This window comes from Sinorhizobium terangae (assembly GCF_009601505.1).
Lineage (GTDB): Bacteria > Pseudomonadota > Alphaproteobacteria > Rhizobiales > Rhizobiaceae > Sinorhizobium > Sinorhizobium terangae.
The window spans coordinates 44,041-68,121 of sequence record NZ_WITC01000031.1 but is presented as its reverse complement, the minus strand read 5'-3'; the positions used below and the strand labels follow the sequence as shown (position 1 = coordinate 68,121).

Genomic DNA, 24,081 nt, shown 5'->3' with positions numbered 1-24,081 from the left:
GAGCCCCACTGCTCAAGCCTTCGGCGTGGCGCCGCGCCGTTCCAGCGCAGTCCTCCGGATGATGTCAGCGATGTCCGGGTTGCTGATGGACAGCATCTGGAAGTCCTCCGCGTGCAGCGACAGCAGCGAGACCTCGGTCGCGGCGCTGACGGTTGCCGAGCGGGGCTCGCCGCTGATCAGCGCCATCTCCCCGAAGAAGCTGCCGGGGCCAAGCTCGATCGGATTGGGCGTCGCAACGCAGACACGCCCCTCGACGATGAAGTACATCTGATCGCCGGCCTCACCCTTGCGGCAGATCACGGCGCCGGCCGGCACGAGGCGTGGCCTCAGCGCTCTGACGATCTCGACAAGAGCGGACGAACCGAGATTCTCGAATAGCGGCACAGCGGCGACAAGCTGCCAATTGCGTACGAAATCCTGGCGACGGATTTCTGCATAGAAACCGGTGGCGAGGAGGCCTGCCCAGAGCGCGAAGATGCCGATGCCGCACATCATCACCAACCCGGCCAGCACCCGGCCGGCGAAGCTCTGCGGAATCTCGTCGCCATAGCCGGTAGTCGACAGTGTGACGACCGCCCACCACATTGCCTGCGGGATGCTGCCGAATTTATCCGGCTGGACGTCGCGCTCGATGAGATAACCCGCAAGCGCCGCAGCGAACAGGACGAGGCCGAATACCGATGTGACGCCGATCAGGTTGCGTGCCTCGCTGCTAATCACCCTGCCGATCAGCCGGAAGAAAGCGGAGTTTCGCAGCGGCTTCAACAGCCAGATGGCGCAGAAAAGCTCCTGATCGCGCGTGGAGGCGAACAGGAAGCCAGCAAGAGGCACCAGAACGGCCAGAAAATCGATGGCAACTGCCGGCGTGCTGTCCTGCGGACCTTTCGCGCGCCGCAGGACGAGTGTCTCGACCAGTTGCAGGAGATAGATACCCCAGATCGCCACGAGCAGGAGCTGCAACCCGAGCCTCGCCCGTCCGGTGATGTCCGGTGTGGTGAGGACGGCGACCGCCACCAGCCCAATCGCTGCGAGCAGCCCATTGAACGGCGCGGAAATCTTCGAGAAAGGCCGTGCCGACATGCATGCCCCCGAACGGCGAACGACGTCCTACAATAGGACGCCTTGGGGTCGAGCGCAAAGGGTGGGCACGCCTGTCCCGTCAGCCGCCTCTATCGCGTTAGCCGCGCTTCGGTCCAGCCCAATGCCTTGAGGTCTTCGGCGCGCGCCTCGCCATTATCGGCGAGGATGAATTCGTCGATCTGTGGCGGCGGGACGCTTGTTCCCGAAAGCATCGAGTGGATCTGGCCGCGGTGGTGCTGGCCGTGCATGAAAACGTGAAGCAATGTATCGGCGACAGTTTCAGCGAGTGTCCTCTCCGGCCAGGGAATGCTGATCTTGCGTGAAAGCGCCTCCGCCGTCAGGCTCTCGCTGAACTCGACCAGACATTCGTCGACCTCCGCCCGTTCGATCGAAAATTCGGCCGCCGTCGCGCGGCTGCCTGGTGGTCTCGCCAGCCCGAGGCGTTCGCCACGCAGCGCGTCGATATAATACCGATCGGCATTCAGAAGATGGACCATCGTCTCCTTGAGCGATGGGAAGAAGGACGTTCGCGGCGCCTCCCACTCACCGGGACGAAGCGCCATGCAGGCGCGATCGAGCCGCGCATTGGCGAGCCGGGCGTTGCGCGCAAGCTGGCGATAGGGCCGGCATATCAAATCCTGCGGAACGGTCATGGCCCGGCATAGTGAGATGTTTGCGACGGCGCGTCCAGCCGCGAATTGCGGCTACACAGCGGCATCCGAAATGGGCGGCGTGACTGGAGCGTTTCACCCTGTCTAAACGGTGAAACGCTCCAGTGCTCATGACAACGCAGTTTCCGAACGCTTACTCGGCTTAGAGCCGCGCCTCGAGTATGAGGTTGAACGGCGTCTCCAGCGCCCGGCGGAAGCGGCTGAAGCCGGCCTTGCGGAAGACGTCCGCGAGGCGTGACTCGCCGGCCTGAGCCCCGAGCACCAGATGGCCACCGTCCGAGATCGCATGCGCGCAGCAGATCGTGGTGGACGCCGCGTAGTAGATCCGCGCGACCGGCGAGACATTGTCTTCGACCCGATCGTTGGCGAAGGGTTCCACCAACATCACCGCTCCCTCGCCTGCGATCGCCTTTGCCGCATGCGCCGCGGCGCCGACCGGGTTGCCCATGTCGTGCAGGCAGTCGAAGAAGCAGATGAGGTCATAATCCGAGCCAGGGTAACTGTCCGCCCGCGCGGTTGCAAAGGTGACCCGATCCGAAACGCCTGCTTCTTCCGCCACCTTGCGCGCCTCGATGACCGACTCCGGATGGATGTCGAAACCATGAAAGCGCGAGGCGGGAAAGGCTTTCGCCATCAGCACCGTCGAATGCCCGTGTCCGCAGCCGATATCGGCCACACGGGCGCCCGTCCTCAGCTTCTTCTCGATGCCGCCGCCGAGTGCCGGCAGCCACTCGGCGACCAAGCTTGCCTTGTAGGCGTTCCTGTAGAAAGCGGCGACACCACAATAGAGCCGACCGTCGTGATCACCCCAGGCAACACCGTTGCCGTTGCGGAAAGCCTCGACCGCCTTGTTCTCGTCCGCCCACATGGACGCAGGAACGGCCCAGGCATGGGGGATGAAGACAGGGCTGTCCTCCTCGGCGAGCACAAGCGCCTGCTCTGGCGACAGTTCATAGGTGCCGCTACCTGCATGATAGGTCACGTAACCGCCCGCCACCTGCGAGCCGAGCCATTCGCGCACATAACGTTCGGCGCAGCCGGCACGACCCGCCAGTTCGCTCGACGTGAGCGGACCCGCGCCGGCCATCGCCTTGTAGAGGCCAAGGCGGTTGCCGAGGCTCACCATCACGCCGCCGTAACCCGCAGCGAGATCGCCGATCGCCCGCGAGACGAGCGCATCGAGCTTCGCCTGGTCGATCTTGTTGTTCTTCACGTTTTCCATCTTTCCCGCTCCTGTCATCCAACCGAAGATCCAAGGATTTGCAGAGGATCGCATCGGCAGCGACCAAGCGGCAGAGCGGGATTGTCCGAAATAGGGCCGTTTGCGCCACGCCCCGTCCCGCGGTAAAACTCATTCGCCGACGTGGCGCTACCTGTCCGATGGATTCGAGATGCCGCGCAACACCGCCGAGACCGGAATACATCCACTTCACGTGAGCCTCGTCGCCATTCCCGAGGCGGTGGTGTCGACGCTGAGCGGCATTTTCGACGTCATGAACGCCTTTGCCCTGCTTCCTCCGCCGGGCAATGCACCAGCGTCTGCGCCGCCTTTCGGGGTCGAGATCGTGGGACTGTGGCCGGGCCCGCTGGAACTCGCAAGCCGAGTGCCCGTGATGGTGCAGCGTGGTATCGCCGCCATCGAGACGACGGACATCGTCATCGTCCCCTCGGTGCTGCTCGGACCGGACGGATGGCAGAAGGGCCGGCATCCGGAACTGGTCGATTGGCTCCGTGCCATGCATCGCCGCGGCGCGCTTTTGTGCTCGGCCTGTTCGGGCGTTTTCCTGCTTGCCGAGACGGGGCTTTTCGACGGCGTCGATGCGACGGTGCATTTCGGCTATGCCGAGGCGTTTCACAGCACCTTCCCGAAGGTGGCGATCCATCCGGAGCGTGTTCTTGTCGTTGCCGGCGAGCGCGAGGAACTGATCACGTCGGGCGCTTCCATGACCTGGCACGATCTGGTGCTCTATCTGATCGCCCGCCACGCTGGAGCGACGGCGGCGCAGGCCGTCGCCCGCTACTTCGCGCTGCAATGGCATCAGGATGGGCTCGCGCCCTACATAGTCTTCGAGGGGCGCAACGACCATGGGGACGTTGCAATCCAGACTGCGCAAGACTGGATCGCCACGCATTTCTCCGTCGCCAATCCGCTGGAGGAAATGGTTCGCCGAGCCGGGCTTGCCGAACGCACGTTCAAACGCCGCTTCACCGGCGCGACCGGGCTGAGCCCGATCGCCTACGTTCAGCGTCTGCGGATCGAGGATGCCAAGCGCCGGCTCGAACGAACGGAAGCCCCGGTCGACGAAATCAGCTGGCAGGTCGGCTACGAAGACCCCGCCTTCTTCCGCCGCCTGTTCAAGCGCGTCACCGGACTGACGCCGGGACGCTATCGCCGGCGCTTCATGATTCCCGATTACGCCCAGCCGCCGCGCAAGGAATAGGCGCCCGCGGAATTCAGCCGATGACGTTGCGCTCGCAAGAATTTTTTTTGGACCATGTCGGTCTCGTCCGCTGCCGGGCGTCCTAAATACAGAAACAAGGATGACGAAGGAGAGCGGCAATGAGAAAGATCGTCGTTGGTGCATTTGTGAGTCTTGACGGAATCATGCAGGCGCCGGGCGGGCCGCATGAGGATCCGGTCGGCGGCTTCAAGTTTGGTGGATGGGTGGCCCCCTATTTCGACGAGACGATGGGTGCGGCGGTGGACGAGATGTTTGCCACGCCGTTCGACCTTCTGCTGGGGCGGAAAACCTACGACATTTTCGCGGCGCATTGGCCCTACGCAGGCGCCGACGATCCGATCGGCACCTTGTTCGACCGCATCACCAAATACGTCGCGACACGCAATCCGGACTTCAAGCTCGACTGGCAGAACAGCCAGAGCCTCGGCAACGACGTGGTGGCCACGCTCCGGAAGCTGAAAAGCGAGGAAGGGCCGGATCTCCTGACGCAAGGTTCGACAGACCTGCTGCAGACGCTTTTCCGCAACGATCTGGTCGACGAGATGTATGTGTCGATCTTTCCGGTCGTGCTTGGAAAGGGCAAGAAACTGTTCAGCGACGGCGCCTCGCCGATGGCGCTGAAGCTCGTCAGTTCGAAAGTTTCGGGCTCTGGGGTGACCGTGAACAAATACGTTCGCGCCGGCGAGGTCGCCACCGGCTCGTTCGAATTCGAGCAGCCGACCGAGGCCGAACTGGAGCGGCGCAGGAATCTGACCTGAGGGCAGCTCGCCGCTGTCCCATTCGGGACCGCTTGACCGATGGCCCGAGCGGTCCTTCCCTTCGAGATTCCGCGGGATACCAACGATTAGCCATGATTTCCGACTATGCTTTTCCTTTGCCGAACAAGGGAGGTTACGATGCAAATTTCGGAAGCCATGCATTCTGGAGTACGTTGGATCTCGCCGGACACAGACCTGCGCACGGTGGCGCACATCATGAAGGATGAGGATATCGGCGCCCTGCCCGTCGGCGAAAATGACCGACTGATCGGAATGGTCACAGATCGCGACATTGCCTTGCGCGCTTTCGCCAACGGCCACGACGTTTCTTCGCTCACGGTGCGTGATGTGATGACGAGCCAGATCGTCTTTTGCCGCACGAGCGAATCCCTCGAGGACGCCATTCGCCTGATGGAGGAAAAGAAAATTCGGCGGCTCCCGGTGATCAACGAGGACAAGCGGATGGTCGGCATGCTGTCGCTCGGTGATATTTCCCACAGCAGCAGCCGGGAATTGACGGGCGAACTGCTCAAGGCCGTCAGCGGCCATCACGCCTGATAGGCACACCATTGAGGTGTCGGCGGCAAGGCAACGGCAGCCGGCGCCATGCGCGTCGGGGCGCCAAATCGCTATTTGACGACGACCGAGCCGTTGAGGATCTCGATCGTTTCGTCACCCTGTAGGCCGATGCGGTCGCCGCTCGGCGCGGTGACGAAGCAACCGCTCGGGCAGATCATTTCCGTGGCGCCAGAGCCGATCGCAACTTCCATCCGGCTCTCGCCCTCGACGACGACGAGCACGGCGGTGTCGCCGTCCTTGTTCGTCACGGACGCAGCAAAAGCCGCTCCCGTCATGAGAATGCCGGAAAGCACAGCAAGCAGAATTGTCTTCATCGCCCACCGGCGCTGCCTGAGCGCCGCCCCTTTACTGCCGGTCGCCGCGTCATGCCGCAAGCTCCGGCCCCCTCTTCAGCCCGCGCCAACCTAAACCGGAGCGGGAAGAATTGCATGCCTTTTATCTCCGGACGGCTGAATGCCTGCTGAATGGCGGCGCGAGGAGCAAATTCATGTCGGCGGAGCCGCTCTTATGGCTCCACGGCGCCTCAGTCGGATACTCTCCTCCTCCGTAACACATTGATTTTAACGCTATTTATTCACATAGCCCGAACGGATTAGGAGACATCCCGCCCTATCGCATGGTAAATATTCAGCAATTGCGAGCGGGGCATAAAGCAAGTGCCTGCGAATAATTTCAGCAACCACCCCCGCTCTGGCAAGTGATCACGAAGAACGACTAAGGACTGTTTCAATCCAAAGTCGCCGTGATCCAGGAGGGGTGCCATGTCCTATTTGCGTGGCGCTGCAATCGTTGCACTCGGCTTCATTTTTTACAGTCCAGTGTCAATGGCCGCTGAAGCGATCGGTGAGGCGGTTCGGATCAGGACTGAAGTCAGGGGTGCGAGCGGTCCGCTGGCGGCCAAAGACCCGGTCTACCGGGACGAACGGATTCTCACCTCAAAATCCGGGCTGGGACAATTCGTGTTCCGCGACGGAACCAAACTGGCGGTTGGCTGGGGCTCGTCCGTCGTCATCGACAAATTCGTCTTCGACGACTCCAACAACTTGCAGAAGCTCAGCCTGAGAGCGACCAAGGGCACGTTCCGCTGGGTCAGCGGCAAATCGAAAAGCACCGCCTACGAGATCCTGACGCCCGCCGGAACGATCGGTGTCCGCGGCACCGCTTTCGACTTCTATGTCGGCGGCGACGGAACCACGGCTCTCGTTCTGCTCAACGGAGAGGCCAGTTTCTGCGGCCCCGGCGGTTGCAAACAACTGACAAGGCGTTGCGACTGCGTGATCGCCAACCGCAACGGCAACGTCACCGACACACGCCGCGTCAGTAGCCGCATCCTGGAGACGCTCGGAAACAAGGGAGCATTACCATTCCTTTCCGGCAACCAGCAGCTTTCCGGCGGCCTCGGCTGGGTCGGCGGTGGTTGCAGCATTCGTGCAGCGCTCCCGATTCCGCCAACGCAGCCCGAGCGCTTCAGACCGGAACCCGAGAAAAAGCAGGCACCGCCGCAGAAGCCGCCGCCCAAGCCCGACAAACCCGATAAGCCGCCGCCTAAACCGGACAAGCCGGATAAGCCGCCGCCCAAACCGGACAAGCCGGACAAGCCACCGCCAAAACCGGACAAGCCGGACAAGCCGCCACCCAAACCCGACAAGCCGGACAAACCACCGCGCCCGGATAAGCCGCGTCAAGAGCAGGATCGGCCGCGTGAGGGCAGCCGCAATAACGGCTAGAGCAATTCAAGGACAGTATGCGACGGTTCTCCACCGGAATTGCATAGTTTCAAAGAGTTAGATGAGTTCGCTCTTTCAGCAAATGAAACGATCAACAGCGCCGCGCGTCTCATCAGACGCGCAAAGGACGCTGAAGCGCTTTGAATTGCTGCAGTTTTCAAATCGGCACGAATTAAGGAGATATGCAGTAGCACCTCATTCCGCCGATCCTGATCTGCCGTGATCGGCGAAGTGGTCGGCCCGGCGCGATATCCGGCGGTAGAATTCCGTCAGCCCCGGGAGCGGCGCCGCCTTTAGCTTCGCCGCATTCAGGAGCTTCCGGTTCGGCACGCGGGACCGCAAGGCCTCGACAAGCTTTAAGTGGAGGCACCGCAGTTCGGCGAATTCGGCGGAAGCTCCGAGCTTTTCGTCGCCGACGACGGCGAAGAGTCTTGTCCGCGAGCTCTTTCCTTTGAGCGCCAGCATCCCCGCTTCGAGCAGGGCGTGGCCCGGCAGCACCTTTGCGGTCTCCTCGGACACCAGAATGTCGAAGTGGACGTCCTTGCACGAGGATTCTATCCGAGCCGCAATGTTGACCGTATCGCCGACGGCCGAGTAATTGAAGTGGGCCTCCGCGCCCATGTTGCCGACGCAGGCGATGCCGGTGTGAATGCCGACCCCGATCGCGACGTTGTGCTCCTTCCCGAAGCCGAAGGCGTCGTCGGCATTGAGGCGCGCCATCGTCTCGCGCATGCCAAGCGCGGCGCGAACGGCCTTGCCCGGATGGTCGGCGACATCGACCGGAGCGTTCCAGAAGGCCATGATCGAATCCCCGATGAACTTGTCGAGCGTGCCCTCGTTGGCGATGACATGGCGGCTCAGCGCATCGAGCAGCGTGTTCAGGAAGCCGACGACGGCGGTGGGCGCCAGGCGCTCGCTGATCTCTGTAAAATTCCGGACATCGACGAACATCACCGTCAACTCGCGGTCGTCGCCGCCGAGGCGCAGCGCGTCGCGCGTATGCTCGATGCGATAGAGCAGCGACGGCGAAAGATACTGGCCGAAAGCCCGCCGGACTGCGCGGCGCTCCCGGTCGGTGACGAGGAAGCGGAACGCAGTGGCGGCGAAATGCGTGATCGATGCGCTGACGATCGGGGCCAGCGGATCGAAAAGAAGCCCACCATAGAGGAAGGCGAGCCAGGAAGCGACGAGCGCCAGGACGGTGATGAGGAGGCCGCATACCAGCGCAACCGCGGGACTGACGAAGGTGGTGAGTACCACGAGCAGGCTGCCCGCGACAGCGATTGACAGGATTTCCAGGCCGTCGGCCCAATCCGGGCGCGAGAGAAAATGGCCAGAGAGGATCTGCTCCACGGTTTGCGCGTGCAGCGAGACGCCGGGAACGTTCTGCCCGAGGGCGGTCGTGCGAATGTCCTGCAGGCCCGCCGCCGACGTGCCGATGAACACGATGCTCCCCTCGATTGCCGCCATCACCTCCGGCGCGGGACCGGCCGGGTCGAGTACGCGCCTCGCGGAGACGTAACGTTCGGCCCGATCGGGACTGACATAGAGCCAGAGTTCTCCTGCCGCGGTCACCGGCACCACGAAGTCCCCGATCTTGGCGTCCGTCAGCGTATCCGCCACATCCGGGGCGGCGGCGAGCACATAGGTGGAGGCACCCTGCGCTACCCGCAGCGCTTCGAGCGCGAGGTTTGGGTAAAGCTGTTCGCCGTCGCTTAAGAAAAGCGGGACGGCGCGCACCACCGACGACGTCGCGCCGGGATTGAGGCTGATATGGCCGAGGCCGGTGGCGTTGGCTTCGAGCTGCGGCCGCAGCGGCGTCGCCGCATCGAGACGCGGCGGCGCCCCGAAGGGGCTCTCACCAGTAAAGGCAAAGCCGGCCTTCACCGGCGGGCGATAGCTTCCTTCATTGGAAATGCCGAACCCCAACACGACGGGTCGGTTGGCGATCGCCTCTGCGAAGATCTCATCGTTGTCGGGCAATTGACGAAGCAGCGACGGGTCGATCCCGGCAACGTCGCGGACAACGTTGCGTGGCGACAGGCGATCGGGCTCGGCAAAGAGAATGTCGAATGCGATCGCCGACGCGCCCATCTCCGACAGCCGGTTGACCAGGGCGGCGATGCGATCTCTCGGCCACGGCCACTGGCCGAGCTCTTTCAGCGACGCCTCGTCTATGTCGACGATCCGCACCGGCATGTTCTCGTAGGCACGCGGCTTGATGCGTTGATACTCGTCGAACGTCAGATTGCGAGCGAGCCGCAGCAACGGCGGATCGCTTGCCCGCAGCATTGTCAGCGCCGCTACAATCGCCAAACCGATAATGACGCCCACCTGCTGCGCGCGTGTCATGCAGCATCCGCCCCCCTGCAGCGCCGCGCGTCTCGTCAGGCGCACAAAGAGCGCTGCAGCACTTTGAACTGCGGCATGTTTTTTCCTTAAATCGGCTAGGAATTAAGGAAACATGCAGTAGCGCGGGCAGCTTACTGCATAATCCGGCAAATCGGAATCGGAAAGATTGCGCCGATTCAAGGTGTTACGCACCCCGAGTGGCCTCGTCTGCGCCTTCAGCGCTTCTCGCCAAGATAGCTGAACAGAGTCTGCTTCCATTTTTCGCTGCGGATCGCCTCAAGGAGGGCCACGTCGGTCGCATTGCGGTAGCGGCTTCCTGTCGGCATGGCAATGCCGTAGCTCTGCGGTTCGAAAGTCACATCGAGGACTTCGACCGAATTCGAAAACTTCTGCGCAACGAGCCACGCCAGCAACGGCTTGTCGTACACAAAAGCGTCGATCGAGCCCGACGAGAGCATGTTCAGCCCATCCTCGACGCGGTCGAAATTGCGGTATCCGATACGCTCGCGAACGAGAAAATCGAGCGTTGCCGATCCGGCCAATGCGCCGACGCGCACCCCGGGCAAGTCGTCGACGCTGCTTACGACGCCGCGAATCTGTCGCGTCGTGAGCGCCGAGGTCACACTGGCCGTAAAGACAGCGATGGTGATGATCGAGACGACCATCCAGATAATGGCAAGCGCGCGTCCCGCGAGAGTTCTCGGGCCGCGGTGCCCGGTACTTGCCTGCGTCATCACCTCGGCGGACCACCAGATGCTGGCACCGAGCCCCCTGGCGGCGCTGCCTCCGAATTCCTCGTTATGCCGTCGTTCGAACAGCCAGATCAGCGCGCCGACCAGAAACGAAATGCCGATGAGCGCGCCGGCTGCCTGAAGGAAACCCAGGGAGGTCATCGTGCGGATGATTTCGCGCCATATCGACATGCGATTGAGCGAAACCGCGATGCCGAGCCCGGTGTTGTAGAATGGTTGCGAGAAGTCCACGCTGCGTTCGCGTTCGGGCGTGATGGTCATCGCCGCGACCGAGAGATCGTAATCGCCGCGTGCCGTCGCCTCGAGCAGACTCTGGACCGACGGCTCTTCGACAAGGCGGAACTTGAGACCGAGTTCCTGAGCGATCTGCCTCCAGAGCTCGATGGAAATGCCTGTCCAGGTACCGTCCGGTTGCTTCATCGAGAACGGCGGGGCCTCCTTTGTACCGACGATAAGCTCCCGATCCGGAAAGTCCATCGCGAGGGCGTTGGCCGGTGCCTGCCCTTGTGCGCTCTGTGCGACGAGCGGCGTCCCGTCCGGCGCCGGGCGGGTGCTCTGTGCTGCACCCGCCACCGCAACGAGGGTCACCATACCGAGAACAAGCACCGGCAGAAGACGAGGAACATGTCTGTCCACGAGTTGCCGCTCTCTGAAGGTGTGCATCGCGACCCTCAACTCCTTCCCATCCGACGGAATGCGCGTCGTAACCGACGAGGGAAGCCCGATCCTCACCTGCCCTTATCGGATGCCGGCAGAACCTTATTGGCAGCGGTCACTTCCGCCCCTGCGGGTAAATCGTCTCGCCGCGCTTCAGCATTTCGACAAAAGTCTCGATCTTCTTCTTCCGCCCGGCCTCGGTCTTCATGTTGCGGGTGCGGAACGCGAGCGCGAAGCGGTTCTGCGCGCTAAGCTTGGCCAGCATTTCGCTGGCCTTAGGCTCGGCGTCGATGGCGGCCTGAAGATCGTCCGGGATTTTCATGTCCTTGCCGCTCGCATAGGCGCGCTCCCAACGCCCGTCCGCCTTGGCCGCCTCGACCTGCTTCAGCCCATGCTCGGTCATCCGGCCTTCCTCGATCAGCCGGGCGACATTGTCGACATTGATCTGGCTCCAGATGCTCTTCCTGCCGCGCGGCGTGTAGCGCTGCAGAAAGCTCTTGTCGTCGAGCCCCTTGCGCAGTCCGTCGATCCAGCCCCAGCACAGCACGACGTCGATCGCTTCCTTGGGCGTGATCGACTTGAGCCCCGAGCCAAGCTTGTGGATCTTGATCCACACCTCGTCGGCCGTGTCATGGTGGCTGCCGAGCCAGCGGTAGAAGCTCTCGGCGTCCTCGAACTCGCGAATTTTTTCCGGATCTACCTTCACAGGCGCCATCTACCGACCTGCCTTTTTGCCATTGCCATGTTGCGCGTCACCTTCGCCAAAATCCGGGCGCCGCCATCATCACGCAGCCGGCGAAGAAGTGCAACGTGTAGTGGTTACAGCCGATACAGTCGCTTGGCGCAGCAGGCCTTCCCGCCTAAGATCGTGTGCCGATACGGGAGGAGGCTGTGGACGATCTCCAAGTCCGCAGGATCAGTGACTGGCTGCTCGAACAGGGGCTCCTCGGCTTGGACGAAGCCGGACTGGTGAGGGGATTTTGCGAGCGCTGCTGCGGGCAAGGTCTCGATCTCGTCCAGGCGGCGATTTTCCTCGACACGCTCCACCCTGTTCTCGAATCGCGGGGCTTCCTCTGGAACGCCGAAGAAACGGATGCGATCAGGCACCGCGAGTTTTCCCGCCACCAGTCGGAGGACAATTCCCGCCTGTGGCAGGTCAGCCCCTTCAAATACATGCTGGAAAACGCGCTCTCGGAAATGCATATTCCGCTCGACTACACCGGAGAGCCTCGCTTCACGATTCTCGATGATCTTCGTCTTGAGGGGCACACCGACTATTTCGCACAGATCCATCGACTGAGCGGCAAGGATGCGATCGGCGAGATGGACAGCCTATATTCGCGCTGGTCGACCAAGGCTCCGGGCGGCTTTTCGAGCGACGACCTCCGGGCGCTCCGCAGCCTGGTGCCGGCGCTGGCGCTCGCCATCAAGGCCGCTTCGCTGAAGTGGGTCGCGCAGTCGCTCGTCGAGGTCTATCTCGGGCGCGACGCGGGCCACCGCGTGCTTGAAGGCCGGATCGCCAGGGGCAAGGTCGGAAGCATCCACACGGTGCTGTGGTACTCGGACATGGCGAACTACACGGCCCTTTCCGAACAGGTTCACAGCAGCGATCTCATTCCCTTGCTGAACGATTATGCGGAGGCGGTGATCTCGTCGGTCCACGCCGCGGGAGGCGACGTACTGAAGCTCGTCGGCGACGGGACGCTTGCGATCTTCACCGGTGCGGATCGGAGCGAAGCCGCGCTTGCCGCCCTCAAGGCCGAGGCCGAACTCGAGGAGAGGATCGCAACGCTCAACGCGGCCCGATTGGCGCAGGAGACGGCAATCACCTCCGTCTACCTCGCCCTGCATGTCGGCGAAGTGTTTTACGGCAACGTCGGAAGCGACGAACGGCTGGATTTCACCGTCATAGGTCCGGCCGTCAACGAAGTCTGCCGGATCGCGTCGACATGCCGTCTCGCCAACCGGTCGCTGCTCGTTTCCTCCGCCTTCGTCGAGCTTCTACCGCCGGCAGAAAGATCGGCCTTCGAGACGATCGGCTCGTTCCACCTGAAGGGTGTCCGCGAACCGCGCGAATTGTTTGCCCGCTCATAGAAGACGACGCGGCGTTCGGAAGTCGGCACCTGCCGAACGCGTCCTCTGTCATCAGGCGAGCATATCCTCAATCCGGATCGGCAGCGTGCGCACCCGTTTGCCGGTCGCATGGAAGACCGCATTGGCGATGGCGGGCGCCATGCCGACGAGCGCGATTTCGCCGAGCCCTTTGACGCCGAGCGCGTTGACATGCGGATCCACCTCGTCGACGAAATGCGCTTCGATATTCGCGATATCGAGGTTCACGGGCACGAGATAATCCGCCATGTGCGCATTGACCGGGCGGCCGTCGCGCTGATCGAGCACTGTCCGCTCCATCAGCGCCATGCCGATGCCGCCGACCATGCCGCCGGTGCACTGGCTCGCTGCAAGACGTGGATTGACGATGCGACCAGCCCCATAGGTACCGAGCGCGCGGCGCACTCGGATGGTGCCGACATCTGGATCGACCGCCACCTCGGCAAAGACAGCACCGAAGGCATGCATGGAATAGCGGTCCGCGATGTCCGGATCCCGGCTGGCGGACGCGTTCGCCTCGATCGATCCGCCGGCGCTCGCCGCGATGTCGCCATATCCCTGGCCTGGCGCTGTGTCGCCGCGGCGGCGCAGGCGCCCCTCCTCCCAGATGACCCCATCGGCTGACGCGCCGAAGACCGGCGAGCGCTGGTCGGCAATGGCGCGCCTTGCGGCCTCCTCCTGCACGGCGATGCAGGCGGCGCGGATGGCCGAGCCGACGGACGCCATAGTCCAGGAGCCGCCATGGGAGGGTGCCGGTGGAAAGTCCGAGCGGCCAAGGCTGAAACGGACGCTCTCGATCGGCAGGCCGAGCGTCTCGGCGGCGACCTGCGTCATCGATGTGTATGTTCCCGGACCCATGTCGCTCGCGGCCACCTCGATTTCGGCGGTACCGTCGGGAAGCAGGCGCGCGAGCGCACTCGAGGGAGCATGAAACGCCGGGTAGCTCGCAGACGCGACACCCATGCCGATCAGCAGCCGCCCATCGCGCATGGAGCGGGGTTTCGGATCGCGTTTCGACCAGCCGAAGCGCTCGGCACCGGCATCGTAGCACTTCAACAGCGACCGGCTCGAGAACGGCTTATCGGCTGCCTCGTCGATTTCAGGTTCGTTCAGCCGGCGCAGTTCGATCGGGTCTAGGCCGAGCTTGTAGGAAAGCTCGTCCACGGCGCATTCGAGCGCAAAGACGCCGCTTGCCTCGCCCGGGCCGCGCATATAGGTCGGCGTGCCCGTGTCGAGCTTTACGAGGCGGTAGCGGGTCCGCACATTGGGGCAGGAATAGAGGAAGCCCGAGACCGACGTCAGCGCCTCGATGAACTCCTCGTAGCGGCTAGTCTCTCCATACCCCTCGTGGATCAGGCTCGTCAGCTTCCCGTCTTTCGTCGCCCCGAGCGCGATGCGCTGGAGCGTGCGCGGTCGGTGGCCGGTTGTGTAAAACATCTGCTTGCGGGTCAGCACCAGCTTGACCGGCCGGCCCGCCTGCCGCGCCGCGATCGCCGCGAGCGTGACATGCGACCATGTCCGAAGGCTCGTGCCAAAGGCGCCGCCGACGAAGGGACAGATCACCTGCACGTTCTCGACCGGCAGGCCGAAAATGGCCGCGATCTCTGCCTGCTCGTTGACGACATACTGGCTCTTGCTCCAGAGCGTCAGCCGATCGCCGTCCCAAGCGGCGATGGTGGCATGCGGCTCCATCGGATTGTGGTTTTCTCGGGCGATGTCGTAGTTCTCATCGATCTTCACCTCCGCGCTCGCGAGAGCAGCGTCCGCGTCGCCGCGCCCGGCGTCGGCATCCGCCCGGCCACCCCGTTTCGTCGCCTCCGGAACAACGGCGCTGGCGAGCAGACCCGTCGGATCGACGACCGGCCGCTCGGCGATGTAAGCGACATGGAGCGCGGCAGCGGCGCGTTCGGCATGGTCGAGGGTATCGGCGACGACGATCGCCACCGGCTGACCCCAGAAGCGCACCTGATCGTCCTGCAGCACATGCAGGCGTTCACCGATGGCAGGATCGATCACCCCCTTGTGCTCGCCGTAGGCAAGCCGCGGCGCGTTGAGGTGGCTGATCACCGCGATCACGCCCGGCATGGCGGAGACAGCGTCCGCGCCGATCTCGGTGATGCGGCCAAGACCGGCCGTCGCGCTGACGATCACCGCATAGGCCTGGCCCTTCTGGTTGAAATCGGCCGCATAACGGGCGCCGCCGGTTACCTTGGCGCGGCCGTCTATGCGCGGGAGCGGTTGTCCGATGACGTTCGTTGTCATGCCATTTCTCCTACCATTTCGAGCGTGCGGACGATCGTCCGCTGCAGGAGTTCCACCTTGTAGTGATTGCCGGCAGCCGGCCGTGCGCCGTCCGCCGCCAGCCGCGCAGCCGCCTCGAAGGCCGAGCGGCCTGGCTCCTTGCCGATCAATGCCGCCTCCGACGCGCGCATCCGCCATGGGCGGGTTCCGACTCCGCCGCAGGCGATCCGGACCGAGCGGATCACGCCGCGCTCCGTTTCCATGGCGACGGCTGCCGAGACTAGGGCGAACTCGTAGGACTCGCGGTCACGCACCTTGAGGTAGCGTGCGCGGCGGCTGTGGGGGCCACCGGGCACCCGCACGTCGAGGATCAGTTCGCCGGGATTGAGCGTGTGTTCGAGATGCGGCGTATCGCCCGGCAGGCGGAAGAGCTCCTCGACGGGAAAGGTGCGCTCGCCTTCCGGTCCGCGCACGCGCATCGTCGCGTCGAGCGCAATCAGCGCGACGGCAACGTCCGACGGATGGGTGGCGATGCAATGATCGCTGACGCCGAGTATCGCGTGGCCGCCGTTGAGCCCATCGATCGCCGAGCAGCCCGAGCCCGGCTCGCGTTTGTTGCATGGGGCGTCGAGCATGCGGAAATAGGGACAGCGCACGCGCTGCAGCAGGTTTCCGCCGATCGAGGCGACGTTGCGCAACTGCGGGGATGCGCCTTCGATCAGGGACTCGGCGACAAGCGGCTGCAGACGCAGTGTATCGGGATGGGCGGCAACCTCCGTCATCCGGGCAAGCGCGCCGATGACGAGATCGGAGCCTTCGACGCGAATACCTCCGAGCGGAAGCGCATTGATGTCGACCAGCCGTTCGGGACGCTCCACCTCCTCGCGCATGAGATCGATGAGCGTAGTCCCGCCGGCGAGATAGCGTGCGCCAGCGGCCGCGGCGGCGATCGCCTCCTCTTCGCTGCGGGCCTTTTCATAGCTGAATGGCAGCATTGTCAGATCCTCCCGGCGGCATCGGCGACGGCGGCGACGACGCCCGGATAGGCCCCGCACCGACAGATATTGCCGCTCATCCAGAACCGGATCTCCTCCGGCGAATGGGCATGCCCCTCGGCGATGCAGCCGACGCCGGACATGATCTGCCCGGAGGTGCAGAAACCGCACTGGAGTCCGTCGTGCTCGATGAAGGCAGCCTGCAGCGGATGGAGCTCACCGCCTTTCGCCAGCCCTTCGATCGTCGTGATCTCGGCACCGTCATGCATGATGGCGAGCGTCAGACAGGAATTGATCCGCTTGCCGTCCACGAGGATGGTGCAGGCACCGCAGGCGCCCTGGTTGCAGCCTTTCTTCGTGCCGGTGAGGTCAAGCGTTTCGCGAAGAACGTCGAGAAGCGACTGGCGCGGATCGAGCTCCAGTTCGCGCGAGTTCCCGTTGACGGTCAGTCTGATGCGCGCTGGCGTCACGCTGGTGCCCTCCTGATTTGCGGTGGCGGTGGTCGATGACGCGGCCTGCGCCGTGCCGGGTGGAATGGCCGCCAGTGTCGCGGCTCCTGCTGCCATTTGTAGAACGTCGCGTCGGGAAAATGCGTAATCGACGGTCTCTGCTCCGCCCGATAATAGCGCTTCTCCGCTTTCGGGTTTCTCAAGTTCGGACATGGTAACGCAGACTCCTTGCTGGGGAACGGCGTGTTCGCTCTTTCAGGCGATTAATCGATTTACGGGAGTGCCGGCGCCAAGCTTATGCAGGCGCGCCGAGCGCGCCAGCGCCTGTATTGCTGCGTTTTGTACGAAAGTGCTATGTTCTTGCGGGGCATCTCAAGAACAAAACAACATCGAACCTCGACCGGAAATTCCTCTTGATGGGAGTTCGCGAATGGCCGGCGGTGCATATGGCGAGCGGTTGGGCGACGCTGTCGGGGTCGAGGCGCCGCCGACCATTCTTGTTCAGCGGCTTCAAAGGACCGACTTCGCTGCTACCCGCGTCAGCTGGGACAAGAGGGAAAGCGGGCGTCTGGGCCGGATCGAACGGGACGATGGCTATCTCGTCTGCCTGCAACTGCTCGATCTCGAGCCCCACCCCTACTGGGTGGAGGGTCGACCGGTCGCGATTGCCCCGATCAGACGTGGGCAGTTCACGCTTCTGGACCTAAGCTGCGAGCATTCCTCCGTACTTGGCGACCCTATCGACTGCCTGGCGATCTACATATCGCGCCAGGCTCTCGACAGGATAGCGGGGGAACGGGGTGCTTCGCGTATGGCCGCAATCGGGATAGCGCCGGGCGTGCCCAACGACGACGTCATCGTCCGAAGTCTCGCCGGCAGCCTCCTGCCTGCGTTGGAAAACCCCGAACGAGCCAATCCGCTGTTCCTTGATCACATCGGCATGGCCCTGCTCGCCCATCTCGGGACCCGCTATGGTGATATGCCGGCCGTGCACAGGCCAAAGCGCGGCGGCCTCGCCCCCTGGCAGGAGCGGCGCTCCAAGGAGATCTTAATGGAGCGTCTCGACGGCGACATCGCGCTGGAGGAACTCGCCCATGAATGCGGACTCTCGCGCAGCCATTTTGCCCGCGCCTTCAAGGAAACGACCGGTGTCCCGCCGCATCGGTGGCTGCTTGCTCGCCGCATCGAACGCGCCCAGGATCTGCTCTTGAACTCCAACCTCTCGATCAGCGAGATCGCCAACAGCTGCGGCTTTGCCGACCAGAGCCACTTCGCCCGGGTCTTCACCAAAATGGTTGAGACAGGCCCAGGGGAGTGGCGGCGAAGCCGGCGATGGTAGCTATCGAACGGGACTGCCGCCGCCGGCCTGCCGCTCCCGACACCGGCGGTAAGCATGAGATGCACCCGCTCAGTTTGCGGCGAAGCAGTAGAACAGGCCGTCGCCGCCGGTGGTCTTGAAAGCATCGACAGTGCAGCCGCCGCGCGTCTTGTGCGACGAATTCCAGGACTTGGCCGCGGCGGACTCATCGAGGCCGGTGCGGTCGCTGTGGCCGACCACTGCCGCACCCTCCGCTCCGCCCATCGTCCAGTTGCCGCAGGTCTCTGCCGCAGCCGTGCCGTCCGGGTTTGAGCCAGTCAGAATGTCGTGACGGTTCGGCGTATCGCCGCGGCCGTTGATGACCTCACCCTTCTCGTTGAGTGCCGTCTGCTTCGTCAGGTTGTTCTTGTCGCTGTGGAGCGACGCGACGTCGTCGGCGATCTTCTCGCCTTTGGCGTTGTACCATGGGCCGCTGCCGATCCGATCCTTGGCGTTTTCCGTGTCGGTGGAAAGGTAGGCTTTCCAGGTCTTGCCGGTTGAGCCGCCGGCGGTCGCAAGTTGCGCGCAATAGGCGTCGGCCCCCGCAAGACCACCAAGATCGCCGCCCTTGCCGGGATTGGCGCTGGTGACGAAGAAGCTCATGCTGGTGTCCTGGGCATGGGCGGCCACGACCGAACAGGCCAAACTGACCGCGACAAGTACAACTGCGCGTTTCATAGTCTCCTCCCTAATGCAGGCTTCAACCCCGCGACAAGAAGCCTATGGCGGCAAAGATTGGAGTAAAATCAAAACCTTGTGATAGGATTCGCGAAAGGATCACTGCACATGACGTGGCGGGCGAACCGCCCCGGCGCGAGCGGCGGCCGGCGGTTCAAATAACTTTCATGCGGTTGTGGAACAGTCGCGAGGATACAGCGGTTGAGGGTGAGAACACCGGAGAGATGACATGGATAAGTCGAAGGACGCCGAAGGCCCGGACTGGCTGGAAGCCGAACTGGCCGATACGATCGATGAGGATTATGAGCTCGAACTTTCCGAGCCGGCCCTTTCCGAAGAGATCCGCAAGATCTACCGCAAGGCACATCCAGCCTCGATACCGCGCCTCGAATACTTCCGCACGCTGCTCAAGCTGCAGGCGGAATTGATCAAGCTGCAGGACTGGGTCGCCTATCACAAGGAGAAGGTCGTCGTGATCTTCGAGGGGCGCGACTCCGCCGGCAAGGGCGGCGTGATCAAGCGCATCACTCAGCGCCTCAATCCGCGCGTGGTCAGGGTCGTGGCGCTGCCGGCCCCATCCGACCGCGAAAAGACGCAATGGTATTTCCAGCGTTACGTGCCGCATCTGCCGGCCGGCGGCGAGATCGTGCTCTTCGACCGGTCCTGGTACAATCGCTCCGGGGTCGAACGCGTCATGGGTTTCGCCACCGAAGATCAGGTGGAGCAGTTCTTCAATGACGTGCCGGAGTTCGAGCGCATGCTCGTGCGCTCCGGCATCCGGCTGGTCAAATACTGGTTCTCGATCACCGACGAGGAACAACAGATGCGGTTCCTGGTACGTATCCACGACCCGCTGAAGCAGTGGAAGCTGTCACCCATGGACCTGCAGTCGCGGGTGCGTTGGGAGGCCTACACCAAGGCCAAAGAAGAAACGTTCGCCCGCACCAACATCCCGGAAGCGCCGTGGTACATCGTCGAGGGCAACGACAAGAAGCGCGCCCGGCTCAACTGCATCGACCACCTGCTTCACCAGATCCCCTACGGGGACGTGCCGCACGAGGACATCACCCTGCCCGAGCGGGTATTCAATCCAGATTACGAGCGCAAGGTCCTTCCGCCGGAGCTCTACGTTCCGTCAAAATACTGAGGACGCTTGGTCTCATCAGGCTCGCAAACTGCGATCTAAGGAATGCAAGTGTGCCCGCGCTTTGGCGGGCACTCTTTTTGAAGCGCGTTGTCGCACCCGAGCCGCGCGTCCTCAGAAGCGCAAAGGACGCTGCGGCACTGTGAATTGCTGCATGTTTTTGTCCTTAAATCGACTGCGACTGAAGGAAACATGCGGTAGGAGGCTCATCAGCTATTGCTGGGCGGGAGCCTGCTGCGCGGGAGCCTGTGCCGGTGCCGAGCTCTGGATCTTCTCCTGAACCTTCTTGGCCAAAGCCGGGTCGTTCTGCGCGGCCGTCAGAATGGATGTGTATTCCTCGACCGAGATACCCTGAGAAGCTTCAACAGCCTGGACCATCTGCTGGCTGGCTTCGTTCTTGAGCTTCTCCTTGGCGGCCTGATCCGGTGTCGCCTCGATCTTGGCCGAATATTCCTGCCGGACCTTATCGACTTGCAGATAGGCCACGGCAAATGCCTCGATCTTCTGATCGCTTACGGCCGCGCCGCCGCTGTCGGGCTGCCCTGGCGTCGGCTGCGTCTGTTGCGCTTGAGCCATTTCCAACGCGAACGCCGGGCTATAAGTCATCATGCCGAAGACCGCGGCGGTCAACATTGCAACGGCTTTATAACGAGTGATCATGTTCATTCCTCTGTAACGTGCATGACTTGATCGGCGGCAAAACCACCTGACAGCGCCGCGCGTCGTTCGACGCAGAAAGGTCGCTGCAGCACTTTGAATCCCTGCATGGCTCTTGGCCCTCAAGCTGGATATGATTGAGGACCCATGCAGCTCGCTCGTTCCTCGCGTCCACGCGATGACGAGCTGGTCACGATGGACCGCCTAAAAGTGCTCGATGGGGCAGTACCGGGGCGATTTGCTGACAATTGAGCGGCAGCTTTGTGGTCATCGGAGCGAGGAGGAGATGGCGCGAGACCGAAAGCCCGCATCGCGGGCCGCCGGTCAGACCGCCTCCTCAGCCATCTTTCGAACGCCGAAAACTACGTTGTTCACGGTGCAGGCGCGCGGTAGCTGCCTCGGAAAAACTGCCGGCCTCAGCCTCTGCGGCCTCCGCGCTTCGCGATGCTGCGCGGCGCGGCTTCCGGCACCTCTTCCGGTTGAGCGGCAGGCCCGGGCTCTGTCGCGACCGAAGGTTCGGCCTCGGCCGGTGCCTCCTCCTCCGGCGTGGTATCCTCGATCTTCAGCGGGAATGGTGCGCCGATGCCCTCGTCGCGGAAGCGTTCGTAGATCGTGACGCGGATATCGTTGCGCACGTTGCCCGCCGTCAGTACGTCGGCAACATAGATGCGCAGCTCGAATGTCATGCGCTCGTCCCCGAAGGCGGTGAAGCCGACTGACGGCGCCGGGTTCTTCAGGACCATCGAATGGGCTGCGGCGATCTCCTGCAGGAGCTCGATCACCCGGCGCGGATCGCTGCCATAGGTCACGGTGACGGTGATCTCGGAACGGCCGAGCTTGTTGCGGTGCGTCCAGTTGCCGACCGAGGCGTTGATAAGCAGCGAATTCGGCATCATGATCGACTGGTGCTGGAAGGTCTCGATCTCGGTCGCGCGAACGGAGATGCGGCGGACGAAGCCTTCAGTCGTGCCGCTGACGATCCAGTCACCCACCTTGAACGGCCGCTCGACGAGCAGGATCAGCCCCGAGACGAAGTTCGACACGATGTTCTGCAAACCGAAGCCGACGCCGAGGGAGAGAGCACCGGCAACGAGCGCGAGGCTCGATAGATCGATACCAGCAGCCGAGAGGCCGATGAGTCCGGCAAGGCCGACGCCGACATAGCCTATGCCGGTGCGGATCGAATTGCGCACGCCCGCGTCGACGCGGCTGCGTGCCATGACATTACCATCGATCCAGCGCTGCACCCAGCGCGTGACGACAAAGCCGAGCGCGAAGAACAGGAGGCCGGCAAACAGGCCGACGAGCGAGATGGTAATCGTGCCGATCCTGATCTCGGTCAGCACGCGATAGGTCCAGGACTCTATATCGGCGATCTTGAAGCCCCACTGCATGAGGATCAGCGGGACGAAGAACAACAGCACCAGCGCATAGATGCCGAGGCCGGCCACAAGCCCGATCTGGTCGAGCCCTACCTGCTCCAGCTGGAAGCGCCGTTCGAGATAGCGCCCTGCCCTGGTTTCCGCGAAGGCGCCCTGCTTGGAGACCGACCTGCCGGTAAGAATGCCGATATACATGGTCACCAGGATTGCGCCGGTGACGATGATCTGCGTGGCGATGAAGCGGGCAAGGCCGACGTAGCCGCCAAGCGCGATGGCGACAAGCAGCGCCCCCATAAGGAGAAGCGAAATCCAGACGAAGCGCGGCCAGGACCGCCCCGGCGCATCGAAGGGCTCATCGGGCCGCAACATCGGCCGGATCCAGGCCATCGACATCAGGATGAGGCCGATGATGATCGAGGCCACGAAACTCTTGGCGACGGTCAGGATTACTGGCGAACCGAGGGACTCGCTGATGCTTCCCGCAAGGTAATCGAGGACGTTGACCACCGCCATGGCGCAGATCGAAATGAACAGCATCCGGGCGCCGCGATCCGAAACGCGCACGAGACGCCAATTCGATTGCCGCGGAGACAGCACCGCCTGCGCCAGGCTGGTGATGAAGAGCAGCACGACGACGACCGCCAGCGTGATCGCCAGTATCGGCGCAATATCCGGCCGCAATACATTGAAGCTATTGAGGAAAAAGTAGCTCGACATTGCGAAGGCGGTTGCCGACACTGTCGGGATCACCGTGGACCAGAAGGCGACCGAAAGCTTCCTGAAATAGTTCGGCTCCTCCTCGTCCCCATCGTGCCGGAGGAAGGGGGCGAAGAGGCGGCGGCTACCGGCGAGAAAGATCAGCGCCGCACAAAGCGAGAGGAAAATCGCGATGAGAAGCGGCACGCGCTTATAATTCCAGGCAAATGTCAGCCAACTGCCGACGCTGCGCGACAAAGCCTGGGTCTCGCCGATCGTCGTCGTCACCGCCTCGGCAAGTGTCGCTGCCGAGATTTCCGTGTGCTTCAGCAGCGTCTTGGAGAAGAGCGCCCGTCTTGTCGCCGTGATGCCGTTGGCGAGCTTCTTCGCCTCGACCGACAGGTTCTCCGCCGTTCCGGTGAACGCATTTATCGCCCCACGCTCGGCGAGCAGGCGCTGCCTCTCCTCGGTGACGAGCGGCTGCTCCGGCGGTGCCCCCGCGCCAGGCGGATCGCCAAGTTCGGTAAGCCTCGCCTTGATTTCATCGAGCCGCGGGCGGGTCGCAACCGACGCAGCGATGATCTGCTGCGAAAGCTCATCTACCTGCACCTTGAGTTCGGCGAGCAGCGCATCGTCGTCCTTGGCGCTCTCGACACGCCCGGAGAGCCGCCTGAGATCGCCTTCCGCCTTGGCAAGCTGCTGGGTCGCCTGATCCAGCACCGGCGACTCGACGGCGGCCTGCGGCGGCGGGGCCGGCTGCGGTGCCTGGCTAGGCTGGGCCGGCCGTGGTTGCTGTGCCGGCGGGGCCGGCTGCGCGGCTTGAGGGGCTTGCTGGGCCGGCTGCGCCGCCGGGGGCGCCTGCTGGGCGCTCGCGGGTCCGCTGCCGGCAAGCGGCATAGCTCCGGTCAGGACAACAAGCGTAACAGCGGTCAACTTTCCAACGAAATGCAATTCGATACCCTTCGAAGCCCGGAATGACGACACGGAATCACGTCGAGCACTAGATCACGATGATTTCGGATTGAATCAATCGAAAAACCGATAACGCGCCCGGCCCGTGGCTGTTCCCGCTCTCGATCAGATCGCGGAAAGCCCGGGGAAGATCCGCTGTGCATGCGCAACACGGCAAAAAGATGCGTTCCCGGGAGGATCTAAGTGTTTTTTTGAATCAAGCCGCGCGCCTGCAAAGGGCGCGCGCGAACCGTCCGCTACTGCACACCCTGTAAGGTCGCCACGGCATCAATGCAGGCGTCGCCATCCTCGTCCTCCCGTAGCGTAAAGCATCAGGGATGCACTTCCGCTCCTTTTTGGGGGCCGCGGAATCCATTCGCA

The 24,081-nt window shown here is 63.1% G+C and carries 20 protein-coding genes; 7 read left to right on the top strand and 13 right to left on the bottom strand.

Annotated elements, in window-relative coordinates; translation table 11 throughout:
- Positions 1-12 precede the first annotated feature (12 nt).
- The 3 genes from GHK62_RS06750 to GHK62_RS06740 all read right to left on the bottom strand — a co-directional run bounded on the left by GHK62_RS06750 (position 13) and on the right by GHK62_RS06740 (position 2,973).
- Entirely contained in the window at positions 13-1,080 is a 1,068-nt protein-coding gene (locus GHK62_RS06750; protein WP_153437543.1) for a cyclic nucleotide-gated ion channel, read from the bottom strand.
- An 89-nt stretch (positions 1,081-1,169) separates the two neighbouring features.
- Entirely contained in the window at positions 1,170-1,733 is a 564-nt protein-coding gene (locus GHK62_RS06745; RefSeq protein WP_153437542.1) for a DinB family protein, read from the bottom strand.
- Positions 1,734-1,893: 160 nt separating this feature from the next.
- The gene (locus tag GHK62_RS06740; RefSeq protein WP_153437541.1) at positions 1,894-2,973 is read right to left on the bottom strand and encodes a class I SAM-dependent methyltransferase; all 1,080 of its coding nucleotides are present in this window, start codon (positions 2,971-2,973) and stop codon (positions 1,894-1,896) included.
- Positions 2,974-3,142: 169 nt separating this feature from the next.
- Here GHK62_RS06740 and GHK62_RS06735 point away from each other — a divergent pair, with 169 nt between their 5' ends.
- The 3 genes from GHK62_RS06735 to GHK62_RS06725 all read left to right on the top strand — a co-directional run bounded on the left by GHK62_RS06735 (position 3,143) and on the right by GHK62_RS06725 (position 5,529).
- Complete coding sequence (locus GHK62_RS06735; RefSeq protein ID WP_153437540.1) at positions 3,143-4,192, top strand: GlxA family transcriptional regulator; 1,050 nt, start codon at positions 3,143-3,145, stop codon at positions 4,190-4,192.
- Between the two features lie 119 nt (positions 4,193-4,311).
- Positions 4,312-4,971 carry a dihydrofolate reductase family protein gene (locus tag GHK62_RS06730; RefSeq protein ID WP_153437539.1) on the top strand — a complete coding sequence of 220 codons (660 nt, stop codon included), beginning with the start codon at positions 4,312-4,314 and terminating at the stop codon, positions 4,969-4,971.
- A gap of 138 nt (positions 4,972-5,109) precedes the next feature.
- Entirely contained in the window at positions 5,110-5,529 is a 420-nt protein-coding gene (locus GHK62_RS06725) for a CBS domain-containing protein (protein ID WP_153437538.1), read from the top strand.
- Between the two features lie 71 nt (positions 5,530-5,600).
- Here GHK62_RS06725 and GHK62_RS06720 read toward each other — a convergent pair whose 3' ends face one another.
- A complete protein-coding gene (locus tag GHK62_RS06720) occupies positions 5,601-5,864 on the bottom strand; it encodes a hypothetical protein (RefSeq protein WP_153437583.1) in 264 nt (87 codons plus the stop codon).
- Positions 5,865-6,311: 447 nt separating this feature from the next.
- On the opposite strand from GHK62_RS06720, the gene GHK62_RS06715 reads away from it, so the two are divergent.
- Complete coding sequence (locus GHK62_RS06715) at positions 6,312-7,277, top strand: FecR family protein (RefSeq protein WP_153437537.1); 966 nt, start codon at positions 6,312-6,314, stop codon at positions 7,275-7,277.
- A 195-nt stretch (positions 7,278-7,472) separates the two neighbouring features.
- Here GHK62_RS06715 and GHK62_RS06710 read toward each other — a convergent pair whose 3' ends face one another.
- The 3 genes from GHK62_RS06710 to GHK62_RS06700 form a co-directional block, all read right to left on the bottom strand.
- Positions 7,473-9,629 carry a CHASE2 domain-containing protein gene (locus GHK62_RS06710; protein ID WP_153437536.1) on the bottom strand — a complete coding sequence of 719 codons (2,157 nt, stop codon included), beginning with the start codon at positions 9,627-9,629 and terminating at the stop codon, positions 7,473-7,475.
- A 215-nt stretch (positions 9,630-9,844) separates the two neighbouring features.
- The gene (locus GHK62_RS06705; RefSeq protein ID WP_475527225.1) at positions 9,845-11,044 is read right to left on the bottom strand and encodes a transporter substrate-binding domain-containing protein; all 1,200 of its coding nucleotides are present in this window, start codon (positions 11,042-11,044) and stop codon (positions 9,845-9,847) included.
- Between the two features lie 109 nt (positions 11,045-11,153).
- Complete coding sequence (locus GHK62_RS06700) at positions 11,154-11,753, bottom strand: YdeI/OmpD-associated family protein (protein WP_153437535.1); 600 nt, start codon at positions 11,751-11,753, stop codon at positions 11,154-11,156.
- A gap of 176 nt (positions 11,754-11,929) precedes the next feature.
- Here GHK62_RS06700 and GHK62_RS06695 point away from each other — a divergent pair, with 176 nt between their 5' ends.
- Positions 11,930-13,132: an adenylate/guanylate cyclase domain-containing protein gene (locus GHK62_RS06695; protein WP_184108832.1), complete on the top strand. Its 1,203-nt coding sequence runs from the start codon at positions 11,930-11,932 to the stop codon at positions 13,130-13,132.
- A 51-nt stretch (positions 13,133-13,183) separates the two neighbouring features.
- On the opposite strand, the gene GHK62_RS06690 is transcribed toward GHK62_RS06695, so the two are convergent.
- From GHK62_RS06690 to GHK62_RS06680, 3 genes are read right to left on the bottom strand one after another with little or no spacing between them, the layout of a single operon-like run.
- Positions 13,184-15,412: a xanthine dehydrogenase family protein molybdopterin-binding subunit gene (locus GHK62_RS06690; protein WP_153437534.1), complete on the bottom strand. Its 2,229-nt coding sequence runs from the start codon at positions 15,410-15,412 to the stop codon at positions 13,184-13,186.
- Complete coding sequence (locus tag GHK62_RS06685) at positions 15,409-16,386, bottom strand: FAD binding domain-containing protein (protein ID WP_153437533.1); 978 nt, start codon at positions 16,384-16,386, stop codon at positions 15,409-15,411. The genes GHK62_RS06690 and GHK62_RS06685 overlap by 4 nt, the downstream gene beginning before the upstream one ends.
- Before the next feature lie 2 nt (positions 16,387-16,388).
- Positions 16,389-16,952, bottom strand: a complete 564-nt coding sequence (locus tag GHK62_RS06680; protein ID WP_167528171.1) for a (2Fe-2S)-binding protein — start codon at positions 16,950-16,952, stop codon at positions 16,389-16,391.
- 313 nt (positions 16,953-17,265) lie between these two features.
- On the opposite strand from GHK62_RS06680, the gene GHK62_RS06675 reads away from it, so the two are divergent.
- Complete coding sequence (locus tag GHK62_RS06675) at positions 17,266-18,174, top strand: helix-turn-helix transcriptional regulator (RefSeq protein ID WP_153437531.1); 909 nt, start codon at positions 17,266-17,268, stop codon at positions 18,172-18,174.
- 69 nt (positions 18,175-18,243) lie between these two features.
- Here the strand turns inward: GHK62_RS06675 and GHK62_RS06670 are convergent, their stop codons facing one another.
- A complete protein-coding gene (locus GHK62_RS06670) occupies positions 18,244-18,870 on the bottom strand; it encodes a hypothetical protein (protein ID WP_153437530.1) in 627 nt (208 codons plus the stop codon).
- Positions 18,871-19,099: 229 nt separating this feature from the next.
- Here GHK62_RS06670 and ppk2 point away from each other — a divergent pair, with 229 nt between their 5' ends.
- On the top strand, positions 19,100-20,017 hold the full coding sequence (ppk2, locus tag GHK62_RS06665) for a polyphosphate kinase 2 (protein WP_153437529.1): 918 nt from the start codon (positions 19,100-19,102) through the stop codon (positions 20,015-20,017).
- A gap of 210 nt (positions 20,018-20,227) precedes the next feature.
- Here the strand turns inward: ppk2 and GHK62_RS06655 are convergent, their stop codons facing one another.
- Both GHK62_RS06655 and GHK62_RS06650 read right to left on the bottom strand, forming a co-directional pair.
- Positions 20,228-20,674, bottom strand: coding sequence for a DUF4168 domain-containing protein (locus GHK62_RS06655; protein ID WP_153437580.1), 447 nt, complete (start codon positions 20,672-20,674; stop codon positions 20,228-20,230).
- Between the two features lie 413 nt (positions 20,675-21,087).
- Positions 21,088-23,646, bottom strand: coding sequence for a mechanosensitive ion channel family protein (locus tag GHK62_RS06650; RefSeq protein WP_234886797.1), 2,559 nt, complete (start codon positions 23,644-23,646; stop codon positions 21,088-21,090).
- Between the last annotated feature and the right edge of the window lie 435 nt (positions 23,647-24,081).